Origin of the sequence: Duganella flavida, from assembly GCF_009857445.1 — a bacterium.
Classification (GTDB): Bacteria; Pseudomonadota; Gammaproteobacteria; order Burkholderiales; family Burkholderiaceae_D; genus Rugamonas; species Rugamonas flavida.
Map to the genome: position 1 here is coordinate 233,618 of NZ_WWCN01000005.1, position 19,450 is coordinate 253,067.

Here is a 19,450-nt window from a genome sequence, read left to right on the forward strand (position 1 = left end):
CACGTCCTCGGTCATGCCGCTGCCTGTACGGCAGGGTAGGTCTTGCAGCGTTCGATTTGCAGGTCGGCTGCGACCACGCCGCTGCGGCCGTCCTCAAACTTGACCTGTGTTTCGATGTATTGCGAGGTCTTGCCTTCGTAGAGTGCAGCAATCAGCACCGCGTATTTTTCAGCGATGAACTTGCGGCGCACTTTGCGCGTGCGGGTCAGCTCGTCGTCGTCGGGATCGAGTTCCTTGTGCAAAACCAGGTAGCGGTGGACTTGGGTGTCGCCCATCGAAGGCTCGGCGGCGAGGTCGGCGTTGACTTGTTCGATGCAGTCGCGCACCAGCCCGTACACCTGCGGATGTGCTGCCAGGTCGGTGTAGCCGGAATAAGCGATGCTGCGGCGCTCGGCCCAGTTGCCGACCGCTTCCATGTCAATGTTGACGAAAGCGCACACCTCGTCACGCTGGTGGCCAAATACGACTGCCTCTTTGATGAAGGGGAAGAACTTCAGCTTGTTCTCGATGTAGTTGGGCGCGAAGATGGCGCCGCTGTTCATGCGGCCGACGTCGGCTGCGCGGTCGATGATTTTCAAGTGGCCTTCGTGGTCGAACACACCGGCGTCGCCGGTGTGGAAATAGCCGTGTTCATCGATCGCTTCAGCGGTGGCGTCCGGGCGCTTGTAGTAACAATCCATTAACGTCGGCGATTTGACGAGAACTTCGCCGTTTTCGGCCAGTTTGACCTCCACGCCGGGTGCCGGCAGGCCGACGCTGTCGAACTTGATCTGGCCATCCGGCTGCAGGCAAATATAGGCGCAGGTTTCGGTCGATCCGTAGAATTGCTTCAAATTGACGCCAATCGAGCGATAAAAGCGGAACAGATCAGGGCCGATCGCCGCGCCGGCCGTGTAAGCGACGCGGATGCGCGACATGCCCAGCACATTTTTCAGTGGCCCGTAGACCAGTGCCTTGCCGACGGCGTAGCGCAGGCGGTCGGCCAGCGGCACCGGCTTATTGTCTAAAATTTGAGCACCACAGCGGCGCGCCACGGCCATGAAGTGGTGGAACATGCGGCGCTTGATGGCGCCGGCGTCTTCCATGCGGATCATCACCGTCGTCAGCATGTTTTCAAACACGCGCGGCGGGGCGAAGTAATAAGTAGGGCCGATTTCACGCATGTCGGTCATGACTGTTTCGCCGGATTCCGGGCAGTTGACCGTGAAGCCGGCGGTCATTGCCTGGGCGAAGGAGAACAGGCAGTCGCCCACCCATGCCATCGGCAGGTAGGAGAGGATGTCTTCCGCATCGGTGAGCTTCTCGAAGCCAACGCCGCCTTCGCCCGCCGCCAGCAGCGCGGCGTGGGTCTGGCACACGCCCTTGGGTTTGCCGGTGGTGCCGGAGGTGTACAGGATGATGGCGTTGTCGCCGGCCCGGCCTTCGGCAAGCTGGGCCTCGAAGAAACCGGGATGGGCCCGGTCCCAGGCGCGCCCCATCTCTTGTAGCTGAGCGAAGGCCAGCAAACCTTGCTGCCGATGGTGGCGCATGCCGCGCTCATCGTCGTAAGCGATGTGGCGCAGGTGCGGATATGACGATTGCAATTCGAGCAACTTGTCGACCTGTTCCTGGTCTTCGACGATGGCGAAGTGGATTTCGGCGTTTTCAAGCACGTAGGCCATGTCGGCGGCGGGAGCATCCTGGTACAGCGGCACCGGCACGCCACCCAGGCATTGCGCGGCCAGCATGGACCAGTACAGGCGAGGGCGGTTATCGCCGATGATGGCGAGATTCATGCCCCGCTGGAAGCCGAGCGCAGCCAAGCCGCCGGCGAGGGCGCGCACTTCGTCGTTGACCTGGGACCAGGTCCAGCTTTGCCAGATGCCCAGATACTTTTCGCGAAACGCGGGTTTCCCGGGCCTTACCTGACCATGCGCGAGCAAGCGGCGAGGAAAAGTCTCGTATTCGGTTTGCACCAGTGTCTCCTGTTGCGTTTCTTTTTTTGTTTGATGATATTAACGTGCCGCGAGAAAGCCTGTTGTCTTTTTCAACAACAATTGCGCGGAAGGGCAGTTATGTGTGCCGTAAAGGCGACATAGTGAAGATGAATGATTTCTCTTCCGATGGTAAAAGCGTGACATTTGCCGGTGAGACCCCCGGAAGGTGGTTTGGAAAAGGGTACGGTTTTAATGAAATAGGTCCTTAAATAGGATACGATGGTTTTGCGCGATAGTCGTATCGCACCTATGCGGGCAGCGACGTTTATTGGAAATGATCGAATAAATCACAGTACGTGGGAACGCGCTGTCTGGCGTCCTTATTTCATTCGAATTTATATTCGATTTTGGATAAAATCGTGCATATTTCGCAGGAACAACCAGGATTATTATCCTGGGCCTCGCGCTGGCGCGCGAATCAGGCTTTACAGCTTTAAAAAAAAACAGGAATTACTGAGTCATGATTACGGCGCTACAAGGCATAGCGCGATTTTTTAAGCCAATTCATGCCAATTATTGGCGCGAACTCACCAAAATTTGGCACACTAAGCCGCGTGCCGAAGCCTCTTCTTTAAGCGTGACATACCCAATTGTTTAGAATACTCATGGAGGCTCATCTTATTAGACTTAAGAAACACTTTCTAATAAGCTCGCCAGGAATCGGTGGATTATACATTTCTATCAATAGCATAAGCATTGCCAATTTAAAATTAAAAATTATTCGCCAATTACCATCTACTTTAATAGACGGCGAGGTCTTTTTAGTCCTCTGAGCATGTGAAAATGTGAACCGTGCCCATCTATGCCTTCAGCGTTGTCAGCAGTATTTAGTTCTGACAATATATTTTTAGCCGCACGGCATGGTGAGGCTGTATTCCAATCAAACTGCCAGTCTCGAAAAAATTGCGCAATCCTTTGTGACAGAATGAGGCGATCGTGAGCAATATAGGTGGACGTTGTCTGCACAACAGGCTGAGCCATTAAATCATTCGCCCGAACAGCTATTTAGCGGCAGATCAAGTAATCGCGGTATCATAGGGGCAAGATATTTTGAGCTTTCCCCTATGAATACTCCAGACCCTTCCCAAGTCGCCGAACGCCTGGCGCTGCTGCGGGCGGCGATGCGCCAGCAGCAAATCGATGCGCTGATGATTCCATCCGCCGATCCGCACCTCTCCGAATATCTGCCGGAACGCTGGCAAGGCCGCGAATGGGCATCCGGTTTTACCGGCTCGGTCGGCACTTTCATCATCACGCCGGAGTTTGCCGGCATCTGGACCGATGCCCGTTATTGGACCCAAGCTGAACAGCAATTGGCCGAAACTGGCATCCAGCTGATGAAGCTGACCTCCGGCGCCAGCGTGCAATATGTTGACTGGCTGGCAAGCCACCTGAAATCCGGCCAGACGCTGGCAGTGGATGGCGCCGTGCTCGGCCTGGCCATCGCCCGCTTGCTGCAAACCGCGCTGGACGCCAAAGACGTCAAACTGCGCACCGAGCTCGACCTGCTGGAGCAAGTCTGGCAAGACCGTCCAGCGCTGCCGGCCGCGCCGATTTACGAGCATTTGCCGCCTTACGCGTCGAAAAGCCGCAGCGGCAAGCTGGCCGAGCTGCGCGGCGCCATGCAGCAGGCCGGCGCCAACCGTCACCTGATTTCGACGCTGGACGACATCGCCTACTTGTTCAACCTGCGCGGCGCCGACGTCAATTTCAATCCGATATTCCTGTCGCACGCCGTGGTCACCGCCACTCGCGCCACTTTATATGTGGCGGACGGCAAAATCTCGCCCGAGCTGCGCACCGCGCTGGCCGATGAAGGCATCGACGTTGCCCCCTACGCCTCAGCCGCCGCTGCGCTGGCCGCCTTGCCGGCAGACGCCACCGTGCTGCTCGACCCGCGCCGCATTACCTACGGCACCCGCCAGTGGATACCGGCCAAGGTCAAAGTCATCGAAGCGATTAATCCGACCACGCTGGCCAAGTCGCGCAAGAGCGAGCAGGATGCTGTTCACGTGCGCGCCACTATGGAGCAGGACGGCGCCGCCTTGTGCGAATTCTTCACCTGGCTGGAGCAAACGCTGGCCAATCCAGACCGCACTCCGCTGACCGAGGTGGAAATCGACAGGCAAATCACCGCCGCCCGCGCGCGCCGCCCAGGCTTCATCAGTCCGAGCTTTGCGACTATCGCCGGCTTCGGTCCCAACGGCGCGATCATGCACTACCGCGCTACCGAGGCGCGCCACGCCACCATCGAAGGCAACAACTTGCTGCTGATCGACTCAGGTGGCCAGTACCTGGGCGGCACTACCGACATCACCCGCGTGGTGGCGGTCGGCCGCATTACCGACGAGCACCGCCGCGATTTCACGCTGGTGCTGAAGGGCATGATCGCCTTGTCCGCCGTCCGCTTTCCGCGCGGGACCAAGTCGCCGATGCTGGATGCCATTGCCCGCGCGCCGCTGTGGGCCGAGGGGCTGGACTTTGGTCACGGCACCGGCCACGGCGTCGGCTATTTCCTGAACGTGCACGAAGGTCCGCAGTCGATTTCGCCATCCACCATGCCGGAAGCGCACACGGCGATGGAGGCGGGCATGATCACCTCGATCGAACCGGGTTTGTACCGCCCGGGCCGCTGGGGTATCCGCATCGAGAACCTGGTGCTGAACCGCGCCGCCGGCCAGACCGAGTTCGGCGACTTCCTCAACTTCGAAACGCTGACCCTGTGCCCGATCGACACCCGCTGCATCGAACCGGCGCTGCTGCGTGAGGAAGAAAAACGCTGGCTTAATGAGTACCACGCGACGGTGCGCAAGCGCCTGGCGCCGCTGCTGTCCGGCGATGCGCTGGCATGGCTGCACAACCGCACGGAGGCCGTATGAGCGCGCGCGCCACCAGGGCCACCTCGGCGGTCGACCGGCTGAAACGCCGCAGTGGTAACGAGAAATACTCGATGTCGGTGACCGGCAGCGGCCACTTCTTCATCAGCGACGGCGCCGGCAATCCACCGCTATGCGCGCCGCTGGAGCTCGATGATTTTGTCGCCTTCGTCAACAGCATCGCCCCGGCCGCGCCCAAGCGCGTCAGCAAACTGGATGTTGCCTTCGAAAAGCAGCTGGTCAAAAAATAAGAAAGCCCTTCATGCCCGCCATCGAATTCCTGCAAGCCTATTGGTCGCATTCCGAGATCGCCACCAACGCAGTGATCCTGCTGAACTTGCTGGGGGCCTTGGCGCTGGGCTTGATGGTCGGCTATGAACGTTCGTACCACGGCCGCGCCGCCGGCATGCGCACCTATGGCCTGGTGTGTATGGCTTCCGCTGCGCTGACGGTGATCGGCGGCTATCCGGCGCACTGGTTCGGCGGCCATGTGTCGCAGTACCTGGTGAATTCGGATCCCACCCGCATCATCCAGGGTATCGTGACTGGCATTGGCTTCCTTGGCGCCGGCGTGATCATGCGCGAAGGCTTCAACATCAGCGGCCTGACCACGGCGGCCTCGATCTGGGCGTCGTCGGTGATCGGCGTGATGGTGGGCGTGGGCTTTTATATGGGCGCGATGGGCTTGGCCGCGTTGTGCGCCAGCTCGATGATTTTCCTGACCCGGGTGGAAGCCTGGCTGCCGTCGCGCCACGCAATTGCCATCACTATGCGCTTCAAGGCTGGCTATAAACCGCAAGAACCGGCGCTCAGGGCGATGGCGTTGCAGCGTGGCTATGAAATCGCCGGCGGCTCGCTGATGATAGGCTGCGACAACGGCATGCAGGAATGGCGCTTTGTCGCCATCGCCCTGAGCAAGCGCAGTGGCGCTACGATGTCAGTATTATCGGCGGAGTTAGCCGAATTTGAAGGCATACACAGTTTCCAGCTGACCCATGCACGTAATTGAATCTAGCGTGAATTTAATCGGCGCCGGCCATGTGGGCCGGGTGCTGGGCCGTTTGTTGGCGGCGCAAGGCGGTTTCCGCATCCAGCAAGTGCTGACCCGCTCGGCTGACTCGGCACAGCAGGCGGTGGCGTTTATCGGCGCCGGCAGTGTGGTGACTGGCTATGAGCAGTTGCAGCCGGCTGCCGTGCACGTGCTGGCCGTGGGTGATGACCAGATCGTGCCAGCCTGCGAGGCCTTGGCGCAAGCGGTGCCGCTGCAAGGCAGCATCGTTTTCCATTGCAGCGGCGCGTTGGCGTCGGACCGCTTGCAAGCCGCGCGTGATGCTGGCGCGCTGGTCGCCAGCGTGCATCCGATCCGCAGCTTTGCCGATCCGGCGGCGGTGGCCGCTCAATTTTCAGGTACGTTCTGCGGCATTGAAGGCGATGAGGGCGCGCTGGCGGTGCTGGCGCCGGCGCTGCAGGCCATCGGCGCGCAGCCGGTGCCGATCAACGCTGCAGCCAAGACCGTGTACCACGCAGCGGCGGTGTTTGCGAGTAATTATCTGGTGACGGTGCTGGACGCCGCCCTGCGTGCCTACCAGTCGGCCGGCATTCCGGAACCGGTCGCGCGCCAGCTGGCCCAGCCGCTGGCCAGTGAGTCGATGGCGAATGTATTTCGTCTCGGCGCCCCTGCCGCACTGAGCGGCCCCATCGCGCGCGGCGACATGGCGACGGTGGCGCGCCAGCAGCAGGCGGTCACTGCATGGGACGAAGCGACCGGAGCGTTGTATCGGTCTCTTGTCGGTCCCACCACAGACTTAGCACAAAGAAAACATCAGAATTCGCCTATAAGTACGTAACTCCTTGCAAATTACTACTTAACAACTATATTTTAAGTAGATGTACCCTTTGCCTGGAGCATGGATTTGCAGTTGTATTGCTACGAATTCACAAAATAAGTATAGCGATATGTCGACAAACCTCTGAATTAGCAATAAGCTTGATTCTTGGAATCTTTTCTACAAGAATCAAGCTGCAAGCTTAACCGGCGCCAAATCTGGATAGTAGGGGTAAGAACATGTTATTTCTGAAAAGTACGACCGTAACGAAAGCGCCTGGGATTTACGACGTTGATGTCGCTGCCAAGCCGCCTGGCAAAACCTTCGGCGTGTTCATCGCCACCGATCCGGACAATCCGCCAGCCGAAGTACTGGCGGCACTGACCGGTATGGGTTTCAAACAGACCTATAGCGGCGGCTACACCCACAAGGACCGCGGCAAGGTGCTGGACCTGCACTTCCAAAAAGCCGGCACCGACCTGTTCGAAGGCTGGAAAGCGGAAGAGCTGGAGTCGAACATGGCTGCCATCAACGCCCTGTTCAACGGTGTCGGCATTACCATCACGCCACGCGTGATGAGCTTGGCTGAAGCCTACGCTTAATCCACGCTGATGTGATACAGGCCCCAAGGGCATAGGCCGAACCGGTCGGAGACTGGTTTGGCCGCCATTTCGGGGACTTTATCCGCATCGTACACTGCCCACAGCGGCCCCAAACCGCCCAGCGCCATCGGTGCGCCATCCAGATGGGTGGCCACGATGTAGCGCTGCGTCTTCGCTTGCGCCACCGTCACGGTCGCCGCAAAGGCATCAATGGCACGCAGCACCAGCCTGGTGTTGTCGTTGAGCTTGGCGCCAGTCGCCTTCATCACATCCAGCAGCAGCGGACCGCGCAGCGTGTGCGGCTTGCCATCGTATTCCAGCGTCGGCTTGATGGTGATCGCCGGCAGCGCTATCAGCGCAGCAAAGTCGAAGCCGTAGGCCTTGTCAAAGCTGAGCTTCTGCTTGTACATCATCTGATCGCGCACCGGATCCAGCTTGCCGCGATTGCCCACGCCGATGGCGCCGGTGACGGTCAGCAGCGTAGGGCCGTTGCCGCTTGCTGCGGCTTGGACCGGCGTGGCGATGGCGGCGGACAAACCGGCCAGCGCAGCCGTGCCCAGGAACTGGCGTTTCTTCATGCAGGTCACTCCTTGATTGCGTAGTGCCGGTATCATACCGCGCATGGACTTATTTGCCGACGACGCCCGCCTTACGCCGATCCCGATAGAGGATGGCGAACTGTGGTTCCAGCAGCGCCTGGCGCTGGACCTGGCGCCGGAGGAAGTCATGCGCCGCCTGTTGGTCGAGACCGACTGGCGCGAAGAACAAATCCAGGTCTGGGGCAAATTGCATATGCAGCCGCGTTTGTCGGCCTGGCATGGCGAGGCCAGCTACCGTTATTCCGGCAAGACCTTCCATCCGCAGCCGTTCACCGCGCTGCAACTGCACATCAAACAGGCAGTTGAGCGTGAAACCGGGCGACGCTTCAATAGTGTGCTGCTCAATTACTACCGCGACGAGCGCGACAGCATGGGCTTCCACGCCGACGACGAGCGCGAGCTGGGGCCGGAGCCTGCCGTCGCCTCAGTTAGCTTTGGCGCGCCGCGCACCTTCATCCTCAAACACCGCACGCTGCCGAAGACCGTCAAGCTGGCGCTGGGCGACGGCTGTCTGCTGCTGATGGCGGGCGCGCTGCAGCAGCACTGGCTGCATGGCATCAACAAGGAGCGCAGCGCGCGTGGACCACGCATCAACCTGACTTTCCGGGAAATTCGGGGTGATTTTTAAAGGGTTCTTAAGTTCGGCTTAAGTCAATTTAAGCCACTTATAATTTGGCTTACATGATGTAACACTTCTTACTAAATCGGCGGAGACGGCGGTTGACCAGAGTGCTATCTTGGTCACATCGCAATTCAAGAGAAACTGCGATCCCAGGCAAGACCCTTGATTAACTCAATGCTGAAAGATCCAACATCATGAAAAAGACCCTCATCGCACTCATCGCTACCGCCGCCACCCTGAGCGGCACCGCAGCTTTCGCCCAAGACGCGGCCGGCACCGGTTACATCGGTGCAGGCGTGGTGGGCAGCCGTTATAACTTCGATTCTGCCACTGCAGGCGCCGTCAGTGGCGACAACCACAGCGGCACCAAGGCGGCCGGCAAAATCTACGGTGGTTACAATATCGACCAGACGTGGGCAGTGGAAGCGGGCTACACCGATTTCGGCAAGCGCAGCTACAACTACACCGTGGGCAATGCTGCCGGCGGCCTGAACACGGATGCGCACTCGTACTACGTTGCTGGTAAAGGCACCTGGCCAGTCGCCAAAGACTTCGCCGTCTTCGGCAAGCTGGGCGTGGCGCGCAACCACAATGAAGTAACCACCTCGGGCATCGCCTCGGTCAACGGCAGCGATAACAAAACCGCGCTGTACGCTTCGGTGGGTGGTGAGTACGCCATCAACAAAAACGTGAAAGTCTCGCTGGAGTACGAAAACTACGGCAAGAACGACATCGATGTCGGCCGCAAAGCCGGCGCCATCACCGCCGGTCTGCGCTACAACTTCTAAGCGCAGAGCGTAAAAAAGCCCTCCCAACCGCTTAGTGCGGGGGAGGGCTTTTTCATTACTGGCGCTGATTAGTTGGTCAGCGGCTTGTAGCGGATGCGTTTTGGTTTGGCGCCTTCTTCGCCCAGGCGTTTCTTTTTGTCGGCTTCGTACTCTTGGTAGTTACCGTCAAAGAAGGTGACTTGGGAGTTGCCTTCGAATGCCAGGATGTGGGTGGCGATACGGTCCAGGAACCAGCGATCGTGCGAGATCACCATCACGGAACCAGCGAACTCCAGCAGCGCATCTTCCAGCGCGCGCAGGGTTTCCACGTCCAGGTCATTCGACGGTTCATCCAGCAGCAGGACGTTGCCGCCCTTGAGCAGGGTCTTGGCCAGGTGCAGGCGGCCGCGCTCACCACCGGACAGATTGCCAACGATCTTCTGCTGGTCGCCGCCCTTGAAGTTGAAGCGGCCCAGGTAGGCGCGCGATGGCATTTCGAAGCGGCCAACGCTCAGCACGTCCGCACCGCCCGACACGTCTTCAAACACGGTCTTGCTGTCAGCCAGCGCGTCGCGGCTCTGGTCCACCAGCGAAATGCGCGCGGTCTGGCCGATCACTACTTCACCGCTGTCCGGCTGGTCGATACCGGCGATCATTTTGAACAGGGTCGATTTACCGGCGCCGTTCGGGCCGATGATACCGACGATGGCGCCCGGCGGAATCGTGAACGACACGTTGTCCAGCAGCAGGCGGTCGCCAAAGCCTTTCGACACGTTCTTGAACTCGATCACTTCGTTACCCAGACGCTCGGCCACAGGGATGAAAATCTCCTGGGTCTCGTTGCGCTTCTGGTATTCGTACTCGCTCAGCTCGTTGAAGCGGGCCAGACGGGCTTTCGATTTCGCCTGGCGTGCTTTCGGATTCTGGCGCGACCATTCCAATTCTTTTTGCAGCGCGCGCTGGCGCGCCGATTCGGTAGCTTCTTCCTGCTTCAGGCGGTCTTGTTTCTGATCCAGCCACGACGAGTAGTTGCCCTTCCATGGAATGCCATGGCCACGGTCCAGTTCCAGGATCCACTCAGCAGCGTTGTCGAGGAAGTAGCGATCGTGGGTGATACCGACCACGGTGCCTGGGAAGCGCAGCAGGAATTGTTCTAGCCATTCGACGGACTCGGCATCCAGGTGGTTGGTTGGTTCGTCGAGCAGCAGCATGTCTGGCTTGGACAGCAGCAGTTTGCACAGCGCCACGCGGCGCTTCTCACCACCGGACAGGATACCGACTTTGGCATCCCACGGCGGCAGGCGCAGCGCGTCGGCGGCCATTTCCAGTTGCAGGTTCAGGTTGCCGCCGTCGGACGACGAGATAATCGCTTCCAGGCGCGCTTGTTCGGCGGCCAGCGCGTCGAAGTCCGCGTCCTCTTCAGCGTAGGCGGCGTACACGGCGTCCAGCTTGGCTTGCGCTTCAAACGCTTCGCCCAGGCCCGATTCCACTTCCTGGCGCACGGTTTTTTCCGGATCCAGTTGCGGTTCCTGCGGCAGGTAGCCGATGTTCAGGCCCGGCATTGGGCGTGCTTCGCCCTGGATGTCGGTATCGATGCCGGCCATAATTTTCAGCAAGGTCGACTTACCGGAGCCGTTCAGGCCCAGCACGCCGATCTTTGCGCCCGGGAAGAAGGACAGCGAAATATCTTTCAGGATCTGGCGCTTGGGCGGGACGATTTTGCCCACGCGGTTCATGGTATAGACGTAATTTGCCATTGAGAATCTCAGTGAAGGTAGAAATGCAGGGAAGGACGACAGGATACGATAAATCCCGCCATCTTCCCACTATTTAGCACGTTTTCCGGCCCACAGCCCCTCGGCCACGTACAGGATCAGCGCCGCCCAGATGATCAGGAAGCCGATCATGCGGTCGGCCGTGAAGGCTTCATGGAACACCCACACGCCCAGCAGCGCCTGCATGGTGGGCGAGACGTACTGGATCAGCCCCAGCACCGCCATCGGAATCTTGCGCGCGCCGGCCGCAAATAGCAGCAGTGGGATGGCGGTAATCGGGCCGGCGGCGGCCAGCAGCCAGCGCGTGCTGTTATGCGGCGTGTTGATGAAGGTATTCTCGCCATGGAAGCTCAGCCACAGCACATACACCAGCGCCAGCGGGAACAAAATCATGGTTTCCAGCGACAGGCCCTCCAGCGCCGCCAGCGCGGCCGTTTTGCGCAGCAAGCCGTAGCCGCCGAAGGTCATGCCTAAAATTAAGGCAATCCACGGCAACTGGCCCGATTGCCAGGTCAGCCACGCCACTCCACCGGCCGCTACCGCAATCGCGATCCACTGGCCACGGCGCAGGTGTTCCTTCAGCACGAGCAGCCCCAGCAACACATTCACCAGCGGATTGATGAAGTAGCCCAGGCTGGCGTCAATCACATGGCCATTGTTCACCGACCAGATGTACACGCCCCAGTTGGCCGTCAGCAGCAGTGCACTGGCCACAAAACTCATCAGGACGCGCGGCTGTTGCAGTACCTTTGGCAGCCATTTCCACTGCTGGCGCACGCTCAACACGATCACCAGGAACAACAGCGACCACAGCATGCGGTGCGCCAGGATCTGCATCGGCGGCACTTCCCCGATGGCGTGGAAATACAGCGGGAACAAACCCCAGCAGAGAAACGCCGTGGTTGCATAGAAAATACCTGAATTCATGGGGACTGCTGCGCGAGTGAGGGGAGGTCTGCCATTATCCCTCATCTTGCAGTTCAGGGTCAGAGGCGTACACTCTCGGTATTGACCATTTGGAACGCCGTCGTATGCCAAAATCTCCTTGCCTTTTGCATAGTCTTATCCTATTGTGCAATGCACCAAAACAACAACAGGTGCAATCTTGACCGAGCAACACAAGAAAAGCAGTCTCGCGGCACTCACGCTGGCGGCTGTCGGCATTGTCTATGGCGACATCGGTACCAGCCCTCTCTACACCCTCAAAACCGTCTTTGATCCCGAGCATGGACTGGCCCTGAACGAGGGCAACCTGCTGGGCATCATCTCCCTGATTTTCTGGGGGCTGACCATCATCGTCTCGCTCAAATATGTGAGCCTGGTGCTGCGCGCCGACAACCGCGGCGAGGGCGGCATCATGGCGCTGATGGCGCTGGCACTGAATTCCGTCACCAAGGCCGCGCCGAAATGGCACTATCCACTGATGCTGCTCGGCGTGTTCGGCGCCACCATGTTCTACGGCGACAGCGTGATCACCCCGGCCATTTCCGTACTGGGCGCGATCGAAGGTCTGGAAGTGGCCACGCCGGGACTGGAACAGTACATCGTGCCGCTGACCATCATCGTGCTGATCATCCTGTACACCATGCAGCGCCACGGTACCGCCGGCATCGGCCGCTTCTTCGGCCCGATCATGGTGATCTGGTTTGCCGCGCTGGCGGCGATGGGTATCGTGAATATTGTCGAAGCTCCGCGGGTGCTGGCTGCGCTCAATCCCTGGTATGCGCTGCACTTCATGTACGAAAACCAGAAGATCGCCTTCGTCGCGCTGGGTGCGGTGGTGCTGGCGCTCACCGGCGCCGAGGCGCTGTACGCCGACATGGGCCACTTCGGTAAAAAGCCGATCCGCGCCGCATGGTTCCTGATCGTGTTCCCGGCGCTGGCGCTGAACTACCTCGGCCAGGGCGCGCTGCTGCTGCTGCGTCCGGACGCGATTTCCAATCCCTTCTTCCAGCAGCTGGGTGCATGGAGCGTCTACCCGCTGGTGGTGCTGTCGACGATGGCGGCGGTGATCGCTTCGCAAGCGACCATTTCCGGCACTTTCTCGATGACCAAGCAAGCCATCGCCCTCGGCCTGCTGCCGCGCATGCGCATCCTGCACACTTCGGCCAGCGAAATCGGCCAGATCTACATCCCGGCCGTGAACTGGCTGCAGATGATCGTGGTGCTGCTGGCCGTGGTAGGCTTCGGTTCGTCCGACAAACTGGCCGGCGCCTACGGTATCGCAGTGACGGCCACCATGCTGGCCACCACCTTCCTGACCTTCTTCGTGATTCGCTACCGCTGGCATCTGCCGCTGGCGCTGTGCTTCGGCGCGACCGGCTTCTTCATCGCCATCGACGTTGCGCTGTTCTCGGCCAGCACCCTGAAGCTGTTCCACGGCGGCTGGTTCCCGCTGCTGCTGGGCGGCGTGCTGTTCATCGTGATGCTGACCTGGAAGCGCGGCCGCGAGCTGGTGTTTGAAAACCTGCAAAAGCACGCGATTCCGCTGGAAGAATTCCTGTCCTCGCTGTTCGTAGCGCCGCCGACGCGCGTCTACGGCACCGCCATCTTCATGCGTGGCGAGAGTGACGGCGTGCCGCATGCGCTGTTGCACAATCTGTCGCACAACAAAGTGCTGCACGAGCGCGTGGTGTTCCTGACGGTGCACATCATTGAAGAGCCGTATGTGACGGAAGCTGAACAGGTCAAAGTCACGGACCTGGGCCACCAGTGCTACCAGCTCAACATCTACTACGGCTTCAAGGACGAACCGGACATCCCGCGCGTGCTGGCGCTGTGCGAGTGCCTCGGCCTGCCGTTCGAGATGATGGAGACTTCCTTCTTCATCGCCCGCCAGACCGTGATCTCGACCCCGGGTTCCGGCATGTCGACCTGGCGCGAGCACCTGTTCGTGGCCATGTCGCGCAATGCGCGCGGCGCCGCCGACTACTACCAGATTCCACCGAACCGCGTGATTGAACTTGGCACGCAAGTGGAAATTTGAAGACAAAATAATGTAACTGAATGTAGTGCCCGGAGGGGAAGTGGCGCGGTCTGCTAAACTTCTGCGCCGGGACTACCGAATACGAATACTCATCAAAGGTAAATAATGAAATCGAAGTTGCAACTGATCGCCGCTGCTGCCTGCGTAGCGGTGCTGACCGCCTGCGGCGGCGGCGCCAAGACTCCTACCGCTGTGGTGGTGCCACAGCCGGACTACAAAGTGACCACCACCGTGGTCGGCAGCGGCCTGACGGCGGCGACCGGCGATACCGTGACCGTCAATTATGTGGGCTACCTGTACGACTCGACCAAAACCGACGGCAAGGGCGACAAAGTAGAAAGCACCATCGACAGCGGCGTGCCGCTGACCGGCACCGTGGGCGTGGGCGCGCTGCCGACTGCGTCGCTGCCGGCCGCAGGCTGGGACCAGACGCTGCTGGGTATGCAACCGGGCGGCAAGCGCACCGCCGTGCTGCCGGCTAACATGGCTTACGGCATCGCCTCGCGCGACAAGATCGCCGTCAACGGCATCACCTATCCAGCCATTCCGAGCAATTCGGCGCTGGTGTACGACTTCACGCTGGTGAATGTGAGCAAGGCTGTGTACCAGCCAACCACTACCTACACCGATGTCAAAGTCGGCACTGGCGCCACCGCATACGCTGGTAGCGCGGTCACCGTGACCTACACCGGCTGGCTCTACGACGCTAACGCCGTTGATCACAAAGGCACCCAGTTTGATACCAACGTGGGCGGCACGCCGCTGGCCGTTACGGTGGGTACCGGTGTGGTGACCGGCTTCAGCATCGGCATCTCCGGCATGCAAGTTGGCGGCAAGCGTACCGTGGTCATTCCGCCTAGCCAAGGCTACGGCTATATTGGCACCGCCACGATTCCGAGTAACTCGACGCTGGTCTTCGATATCGAACTGCTCACTGTGAAGTGAGAATGAAGTAAGCTAAAAAAGGCAGCTTACGCTGCCTTTTTTTATGCCCGCAGCACCTGCACCGGCGCCATGCGCATGGCCGACCAGGTGTGGCGCGCAGTGGCTGCGGCCACCACCAGCAGCGCCAAAGCCAGTGCCGCCGGCGGCGCCCACGCACCCAGCGGCGAGCGCTCGGCAAACGGAGCAAGGTATTGTGCAATCGCCAGCCACGCCGGCGGCAGCGCGATCAAGGCTGCAACAGCAACCAGCAGCAGAAACTCCCGTCCGACCAATGCGGCAATGGCCGTGCGGCCGGCGCCGTGCAGCTTGCGCAGCACGATCTCACGCGCGCGCTGCTGCACGCTGTGCGCCGCCAGCACGTAGATGCCAAACGCCGCCAGCACCAGCACCACCGCCGTGGCGCAGGCCAGCAGTTGCGCCAGCCGTACATCGTCGGCATAGGCCAGCGCGTAGTAGCTGCCAGCGCTGCGGATCACCGCCGGCTGGGCCGGGAAGTAGTGCTGCCAGACGGCGGCAATGGCTGGTTCCACAGCGGCGCGCGTGCCGCTCAGGCGTAGCGTGAACATGCCGCTTTCGCGCGTCTGCAAGTACATCAGCGGCCGTACCGGATCGCGCAGCGTTTCCCAGCGCAGGTCCGGCACCACGCCGATCACGCGCTGCTGCGTGCCGTTGATGCGCTGGCCCACCGCCTGCTGGATGGAGGCAAAGCCCAGCGCTTGCACTGCGGACGGATTGAGCACCACGCTTTCATCACCGTCCGCCGCCGGCTGTGCTTCGCGCGCGTCGAAAGTGCGGCCGGCCAGCGCTGGCACGCCATAGACCTTGAAGAAATCCACGCCGGCAAATTGCACTGGCATCGCCACGTTGCTGCCGTCCACGTGCTTGACGGTCTGGCTGCCGCGCGTGCCGGTATGGTCGTTGCGGCCTGGTACGTTGCCGCTGTCGGTGACGGCGGCCACGCCGGGCAGCTGCGCCAGCGCGTCGCGTAGTGCGCGGGCGGGTGGCTGGTCAAGGCCGATGGGCATATCGATCACCAGCAGTGGCGATGGATCGAAGCCGGGCGGTGCTTCGGCGGCAAACTGCGTCTGCCACAGTATCGCCAGCGCCACGCTGCCCATGCCGATGGCGGCACTGAACTGCACCGCCGTCAGCGCGCGCCGCAGCCATGCGCTACCGGGTGTTTCGCCGCTGCGCTGCGCCAGTGTGGCGCGCATGTCGACGCCGCGCGCCAGCCAGCCGGGATACAGTCCGGCCATCGCGCCGACCAGCGCGCCGAACGCCAGGCCGGCTGCAACTGTCGCCGGTGTGAACATGCCTTCCAGCTGCCGTTGCAACAGCTCGGACGCCAGCGGCAACAGCAGCCACGCCAGCAGCACGCCCAGTGCGGCGGCGGCGGTCGACAGCAGCATGGCTTCGGCCATGAACTGCAGCAGCAACTGACGCGTGGTGGCGCCCATCACGCGGCGCACGGCGATCTCGCGCTGGCGGCGTACCGCCCGCACCGTCGCCAGGTTGATGTAGTTGACCACTGCCAGCAGCAGAATCAATAAACCCGCCGCGCCGAGCGCCAGCACCATGCGCATGTCGCCGCGCTGGCCGGCGCCCATGGTGTTGGCGACGCTGCGGTCGAAATAGGCATCGGCCAGCGAGCCAAGGGCCACATCGACCATCTTGCGTTCGGCCAGCGCAGCTTTCATTTCCGGCGTGGAGAAACTGTCCCACGGCGAGGTGTCGATCACGCTTTGCAGCGCGGCTTGCAGCGTTTGCGGAGGCACGCTGGTCTTGACGTAAATGCGGCCGTTGATGCCGGTCCAGTTGGACAGCACCTGCTGCCGTTCCTGTTCGGTCCACAGCGCGCTGCCAACGCCGACCAGTGCGCCGAATGGCAGGGTGCTGTTGGACGGGCGATCCGGCAGGATGGCGCGTACTTGCAGCGTTTGTTGGTTGACCACGGCACTGCGGCCCAAGGCGTTGGTCGTGCCGAACCACTGCAGTGCCGTTTGCCGCGTCAGCGCCATGCCGTCGGGCCGCGTCAGTGCTTGATGCAGGTCGCCTTCCATTGCGTGCAGTCCGGCGATCTGCTCAAACGCCGGATCCACCGCCGTGATGTCGACCATGCGTATCGCGCCCTCCCGGTTCAGCGCCGCCTGGCTGGGCCACCATGCGCTGGCTTGCAGTGGCACACCGCTATGCAAAGCCACGTCGCGCAGGGCGAACGGCGTGTACTCCATCCACTGCGGCTGCGCGATAAAGTTCAGGCGATGCTTGATGACGTACACCTGTTCACGCTGCGGCACATCGCGGTCGTAGCTGAACGAGTACTGCACAAACGCCAGCAACACGAAGCACACCGCGAAGCCGGCCGCGAGGCCCAGCAATTCAACAGCGGTATGCAGCGGATGGCGCAGCAGCAAACGCCAGCCAATGCGGAAATCGCGCAGCATCACGCTGCCTGCAGCGCGTCGACCATCACGCGGCCGTCCAGCAGATTGAGGGTGCGCGAGGCTTGCGCGGCGTGGTCGGGCGAGTGGGTGACCATTACCACTGTTGTGCCTTCGGCGTTGATCTGACGGAGCAGGCGCATGACTTCATCGCCGTGCGCGCTGTCGAGATTACCGGTCGGTTCGTCGGCCAGCAGCACGGCGGGGCCAGACACCAGCGCGCGCGCAATCGCCACGCGCTGCTGCTGGCCGCCGGACAGCTGCGACGGACGATGTCCGGCACGGTGGCCGACGCCAAGTTTATTCAGCATCGCCGTCACGCGTTCGCGCCGTTCACGCGCGGGCGTGCCGTTGTACTCCAGCGCTAGTTCGACGTTTTCAAACACGGTCAGTTCTTCGATCAGATTGAAGCTCTGGAAAATGAAGCCGATGCGGCCGCGCCGCAGCTTGTTCAACTGCGCCTCGCTCCAACCAGCGACGTTCTGGCCTTCGAACCAGTACTCGCCGCGCGTCGGCACATCCAGCAGACCGAGGATGCCGAGCATGGTCGACTTGCCGCAGCCGGAAGGGCCGGTGATGGCGACGTATTCGCCCGCCTCGATATGCAAATCGACGCGGTCCAGCGCCGTGGTCTGGATTTCTCCCGCTTGGTGAATTTTGCTGACGCCGACAAGTTTGAGCATGTGCGTGTACCTTTGTTGGGTGGTGTGGGAAGGTTACTGCGTAATTTGCAGCCGTGGTGAATTTCCGTAGGCCGCGTAACTGGACAAGATCACTTTTTCGCCGGTGCCCAGGCCAGCCAGGATTTCGACTTGGCTGTTGCTACGGCGACCGATACGCACTGTGCGGCGTTCGGCGTTGCGGCCCGTTGCATCCAGCACGTAGACCCAGGTGCCGCCGCTGTCGTTGATGAAGGCGCCGTTGGGCAGCAACAGGGCGCTGGCCGGTTCGCCCAGCGTGATGCGCGCGTCTAGGCTTTGGCCGGGATTCAGTACCGGCGGCTGTCCTTGCGTGAACACCAGTTCGACGGTGAAGCGGCCTTGCTTGATCTGCGGGTAAATGGTGCTGATGTCGGCGGCGTAGCTGCGGCCATCCTGCTGCACACTGGCGTGGCGACCGACGGCCATGCGGTTCAGGTAGTACTCGTCCACGCTGGCGGAGAGTTTGAAGCGCAGCGGATCGTCGATGCGCCCGATGTTTTTTCCGGTGGCGATGGATTCGCCCACTTGCAGGTGGAAGTTGGTCAGGCGTCCATCAGCCGGCGCGCGCACGGCCAGTGCATCAACGGTGGCCGACACCAGTTTCAGGCCGGAGTTGAGGCCGTGGATAGCGGTTTCCAGCTGCTGCTCGGCGTGATCACGCACGCGCGATTCAGCGGCTGTTGCTTGCTGCTCCTGCCGCAGCGCGCGCTGCTGCTGGGCGAGGCGGTCGACCGATTCTTCCAGCGCCACGCTGGAGATATAGCCTTGCGCCGCCAGCTTGACGTTGCGCGCATGCTGCTTGCCGGCTTGCTCCGCTGCGAATTGCAAGTCGTCCAAACGGCGCTGGTGCTCGCTGGCGCTGGCCTCCTGCGACACCCGCAGGTTGGAGAGATTGAAGATGCTTACCGCATGCTCCGATTGCCGCGCCAGCAGTTCCAGATTGCGCTGCGGGTTGGAGATGCGGAATAGCAGTTGGCCTTTCTTCACCGTCGCGCCATCAGTGGCGAAGACTTCTTCCACGCGGCCGGATTCCACCGCATCGAGGATGACGGAGTTGAGCGGCTCGGCGCTGGCGCGCACGATCACTTCATCGACAAACACGCCGCGCGTGGCGACGCCCGTGCGCAGGTCTGTGCCGTCGATTTGCAGGCCGCGCGGCATCCATAACCACAGTGCGTAGGACGCTGCCGCCAGCGTTAGTAGCACGGCGGCGATGACGGCCACGCGTTTGCCGCGACGGCGCGGTATCACCACGTCCATCGTGGCGCCGTCATGCGGTGCAGCGGGCTTGAAATTTTTTTTGATGTGCATGAAGGCTCTACTGCAAACGCTGT

At 61.1% G+C, this 19,450-nt stretch carries 16 protein-coding genes; 9 read left to right on the forward strand and 7 right to left on the reverse strand.

Annotation, left to right across the window (positions count from 1 at the left end; genetic code table 11):
* Positions 1 to 11 precede the first annotated feature (11 nt).
* Positions 12 to 1,958 carry an AMP-binding protein gene (locus tag GTP46_RS09925; protein ID WP_202414220.1) on the reverse strand — a complete coding sequence of 649 codons (1,947 nt, stop codon included), beginning with the start codon at positions 1,956 to 1,958 and terminating at the stop codon, positions 12 to 14.
* A gap of 1,082 nt (positions 1,959 to 3,040) precedes the next feature.
* Between GTP46_RS09925 and GTP46_RS09930 the strand changes: the two genes are divergently transcribed.
* From GTP46_RS09930 to GTP46_RS09950, 5 genes are all read left to right on the forward strand, one after another.
* Positions 3,041 to 4,855 carry an aminopeptidase P family protein gene (locus GTP46_RS09930; protein WP_161006461.1) on the forward strand — a complete coding sequence of 605 codons (1,815 nt, stop codon included), beginning with the start codon at positions 3,041 to 3,043 and terminating at the stop codon, positions 4,853 to 4,855.
* Complete coding sequence (locus GTP46_RS09935) at positions 4,852 to 5,103, forward strand: hypothetical protein (protein WP_161006462.1); 252 nt, start codon at positions 4,852 to 4,854, stop codon at positions 5,101 to 5,103. Before GTP46_RS09930 ends, GTP46_RS09935 begins: the two co-directional genes overlap by 4 nt.
* An 11-nt stretch (positions 5,104 to 5,114) precedes the next feature.
* Positions 5,115 to 5,861: an MgtC/SapB family protein gene (locus tag GTP46_RS09940; RefSeq protein ID WP_161006463.1), complete on the forward strand. Its 747-nt coding sequence runs from the start codon at positions 5,115 to 5,117 to the stop codon at positions 5,859 to 5,861.
* Entirely contained in the window at positions 5,848 to 6,699 is an 852-nt protein-coding gene (locus tag GTP46_RS09945) for a Rossmann-like and DUF2520 domain-containing protein (protein WP_161006464.1), read from the forward strand. Before GTP46_RS09940 ends, GTP46_RS09945 begins: the two co-directional genes overlap by 14 nt.
* Before the next feature lie 218 nt (positions 6,700 to 6,917).
* The gene (locus GTP46_RS09950) at positions 6,918 to 7,280 is read left to right on the forward strand and encodes a hypothetical protein (protein WP_161006465.1); all 363 of its coding nucleotides are present in this window, start codon (positions 6,918 to 6,920) and stop codon (positions 7,278 to 7,280) included.
* Here GTP46_RS09950 and GTP46_RS09955 read toward each other — a convergent pair.
* Positions 7,277 to 7,858, reverse strand: a complete 582-nt coding sequence (locus GTP46_RS09955; RefSeq protein WP_161006466.1) for a putative pterin-binding protein — start codon at positions 7,856 to 7,858, stop codon at positions 7,277 to 7,279. The two genes, GTP46_RS09950 and GTP46_RS09955, sit on opposite strands and share 4 nt — an antisense overlap.
* 43 nt (positions 7,859 to 7,901) lie before the next feature.
* Between GTP46_RS09955 and GTP46_RS09960 the strand changes: the two genes are divergently transcribed.
* Both GTP46_RS09960 and GTP46_RS09965 read left to right on the forward strand, forming a co-directional pair.
* Positions 7,902 to 8,507 carry an alpha-ketoglutarate-dependent dioxygenase AlkB family protein gene (locus GTP46_RS09960; protein WP_161006467.1) on the forward strand — a complete coding sequence of 202 codons (606 nt, stop codon included), beginning with the start codon at positions 7,902 to 7,904 and terminating at the stop codon, positions 8,505 to 8,507.
* 188 nt (positions 8,508 to 8,695) lie between these two features.
* A complete protein-coding gene (locus GTP46_RS09965; RefSeq protein WP_161006468.1) occupies positions 8,696 to 9,289 on the forward strand; it encodes an outer membrane beta-barrel protein in 594 nt (197 codons plus the stop codon).
* Between the two features lie 68 nt (positions 9,290 to 9,357).
* Here GTP46_RS09965 and ettA read toward each other — a convergent pair whose 3' ends face one another.
* Together ettA and rarD are read right to left on the reverse strand one after the other, a co-directional pair.
* Positions 9,358 to 11,025 (reverse strand): energy-dependent translational throttle protein EttA, encoded by a 1,668-nt coding sequence (gene ettA / locus GTP46_RS09970; RefSeq protein ID WP_161006469.1) that lies wholly within the window; start codon positions 11,023 to 11,025, stop codon positions 9,358 to 9,360.
* A gap of 69 nt (positions 11,026 to 11,094) precedes the next feature.
* A complete protein-coding gene (rarD, locus tag GTP46_RS09975) occupies positions 11,095 to 11,970 on the reverse strand; it encodes an EamA family transporter RarD (protein ID WP_161006470.1) in 876 nt (291 codons plus the stop codon).
* A 178-nt stretch (positions 11,971 to 12,148) separates the two neighbouring features.
* Between rarD and GTP46_RS09980 the strand changes: the two genes are divergently transcribed.
* A complete protein-coding gene (locus GTP46_RS09980) occupies positions 12,149 to 14,029 on the forward strand; it encodes a potassium transporter Kup (RefSeq protein WP_161006471.1) in 1,881 nt (626 codons plus the stop codon).
* 105 nt (positions 14,030 to 14,134) lie between these two features.
* Positions 14,135 to 14,974 carry an FKBP-type peptidyl-prolyl cis-trans isomerase gene (locus GTP46_RS09985; protein WP_161006472.1) on the forward strand — a complete coding sequence of 280 codons (840 nt, stop codon included), beginning with the start codon at positions 14,135 to 14,137 and terminating at the stop codon, positions 14,972 to 14,974.
* A 41-nt stretch (positions 14,975 to 15,015) separates the two neighbouring features.
* Here the strand turns inward: GTP46_RS09985 and GTP46_RS09990 are convergent, their stop codons facing one another.
* From GTP46_RS09990 to GTP46_RS10000, 3 genes are read right to left on the reverse strand one after another with little or no spacing between them, the layout of a single operon-like run.
* Entirely contained in the window at positions 15,016 to 17,418 is a 2,403-nt protein-coding gene (locus GTP46_RS09990) for an ABC transporter permease (protein WP_202414212.1), read from the reverse strand.
* Entirely contained in the window at positions 17,418 to 18,098 is a 681-nt protein-coding gene (locus GTP46_RS09995; RefSeq protein ID WP_161006474.1) for an ABC transporter ATP-binding protein, read from the reverse strand. The genes GTP46_RS09990 and GTP46_RS09995 overlap by 1 nt, the downstream gene beginning before the upstream one ends.
* A gap of 33 nt (positions 18,099 to 18,131) precedes the next feature.
* Positions 18,132 to 19,427 carry an efflux RND transporter periplasmic adaptor subunit gene (locus GTP46_RS10000; RefSeq protein WP_229258879.1) on the reverse strand — a complete coding sequence of 432 codons (1,296 nt, stop codon included), beginning with the start codon at positions 19,425 to 19,427 and terminating at the stop codon, positions 18,132 to 18,134.
* Between the last annotated feature and the right edge of the window lie 23 nt (positions 19,428 to 19,450).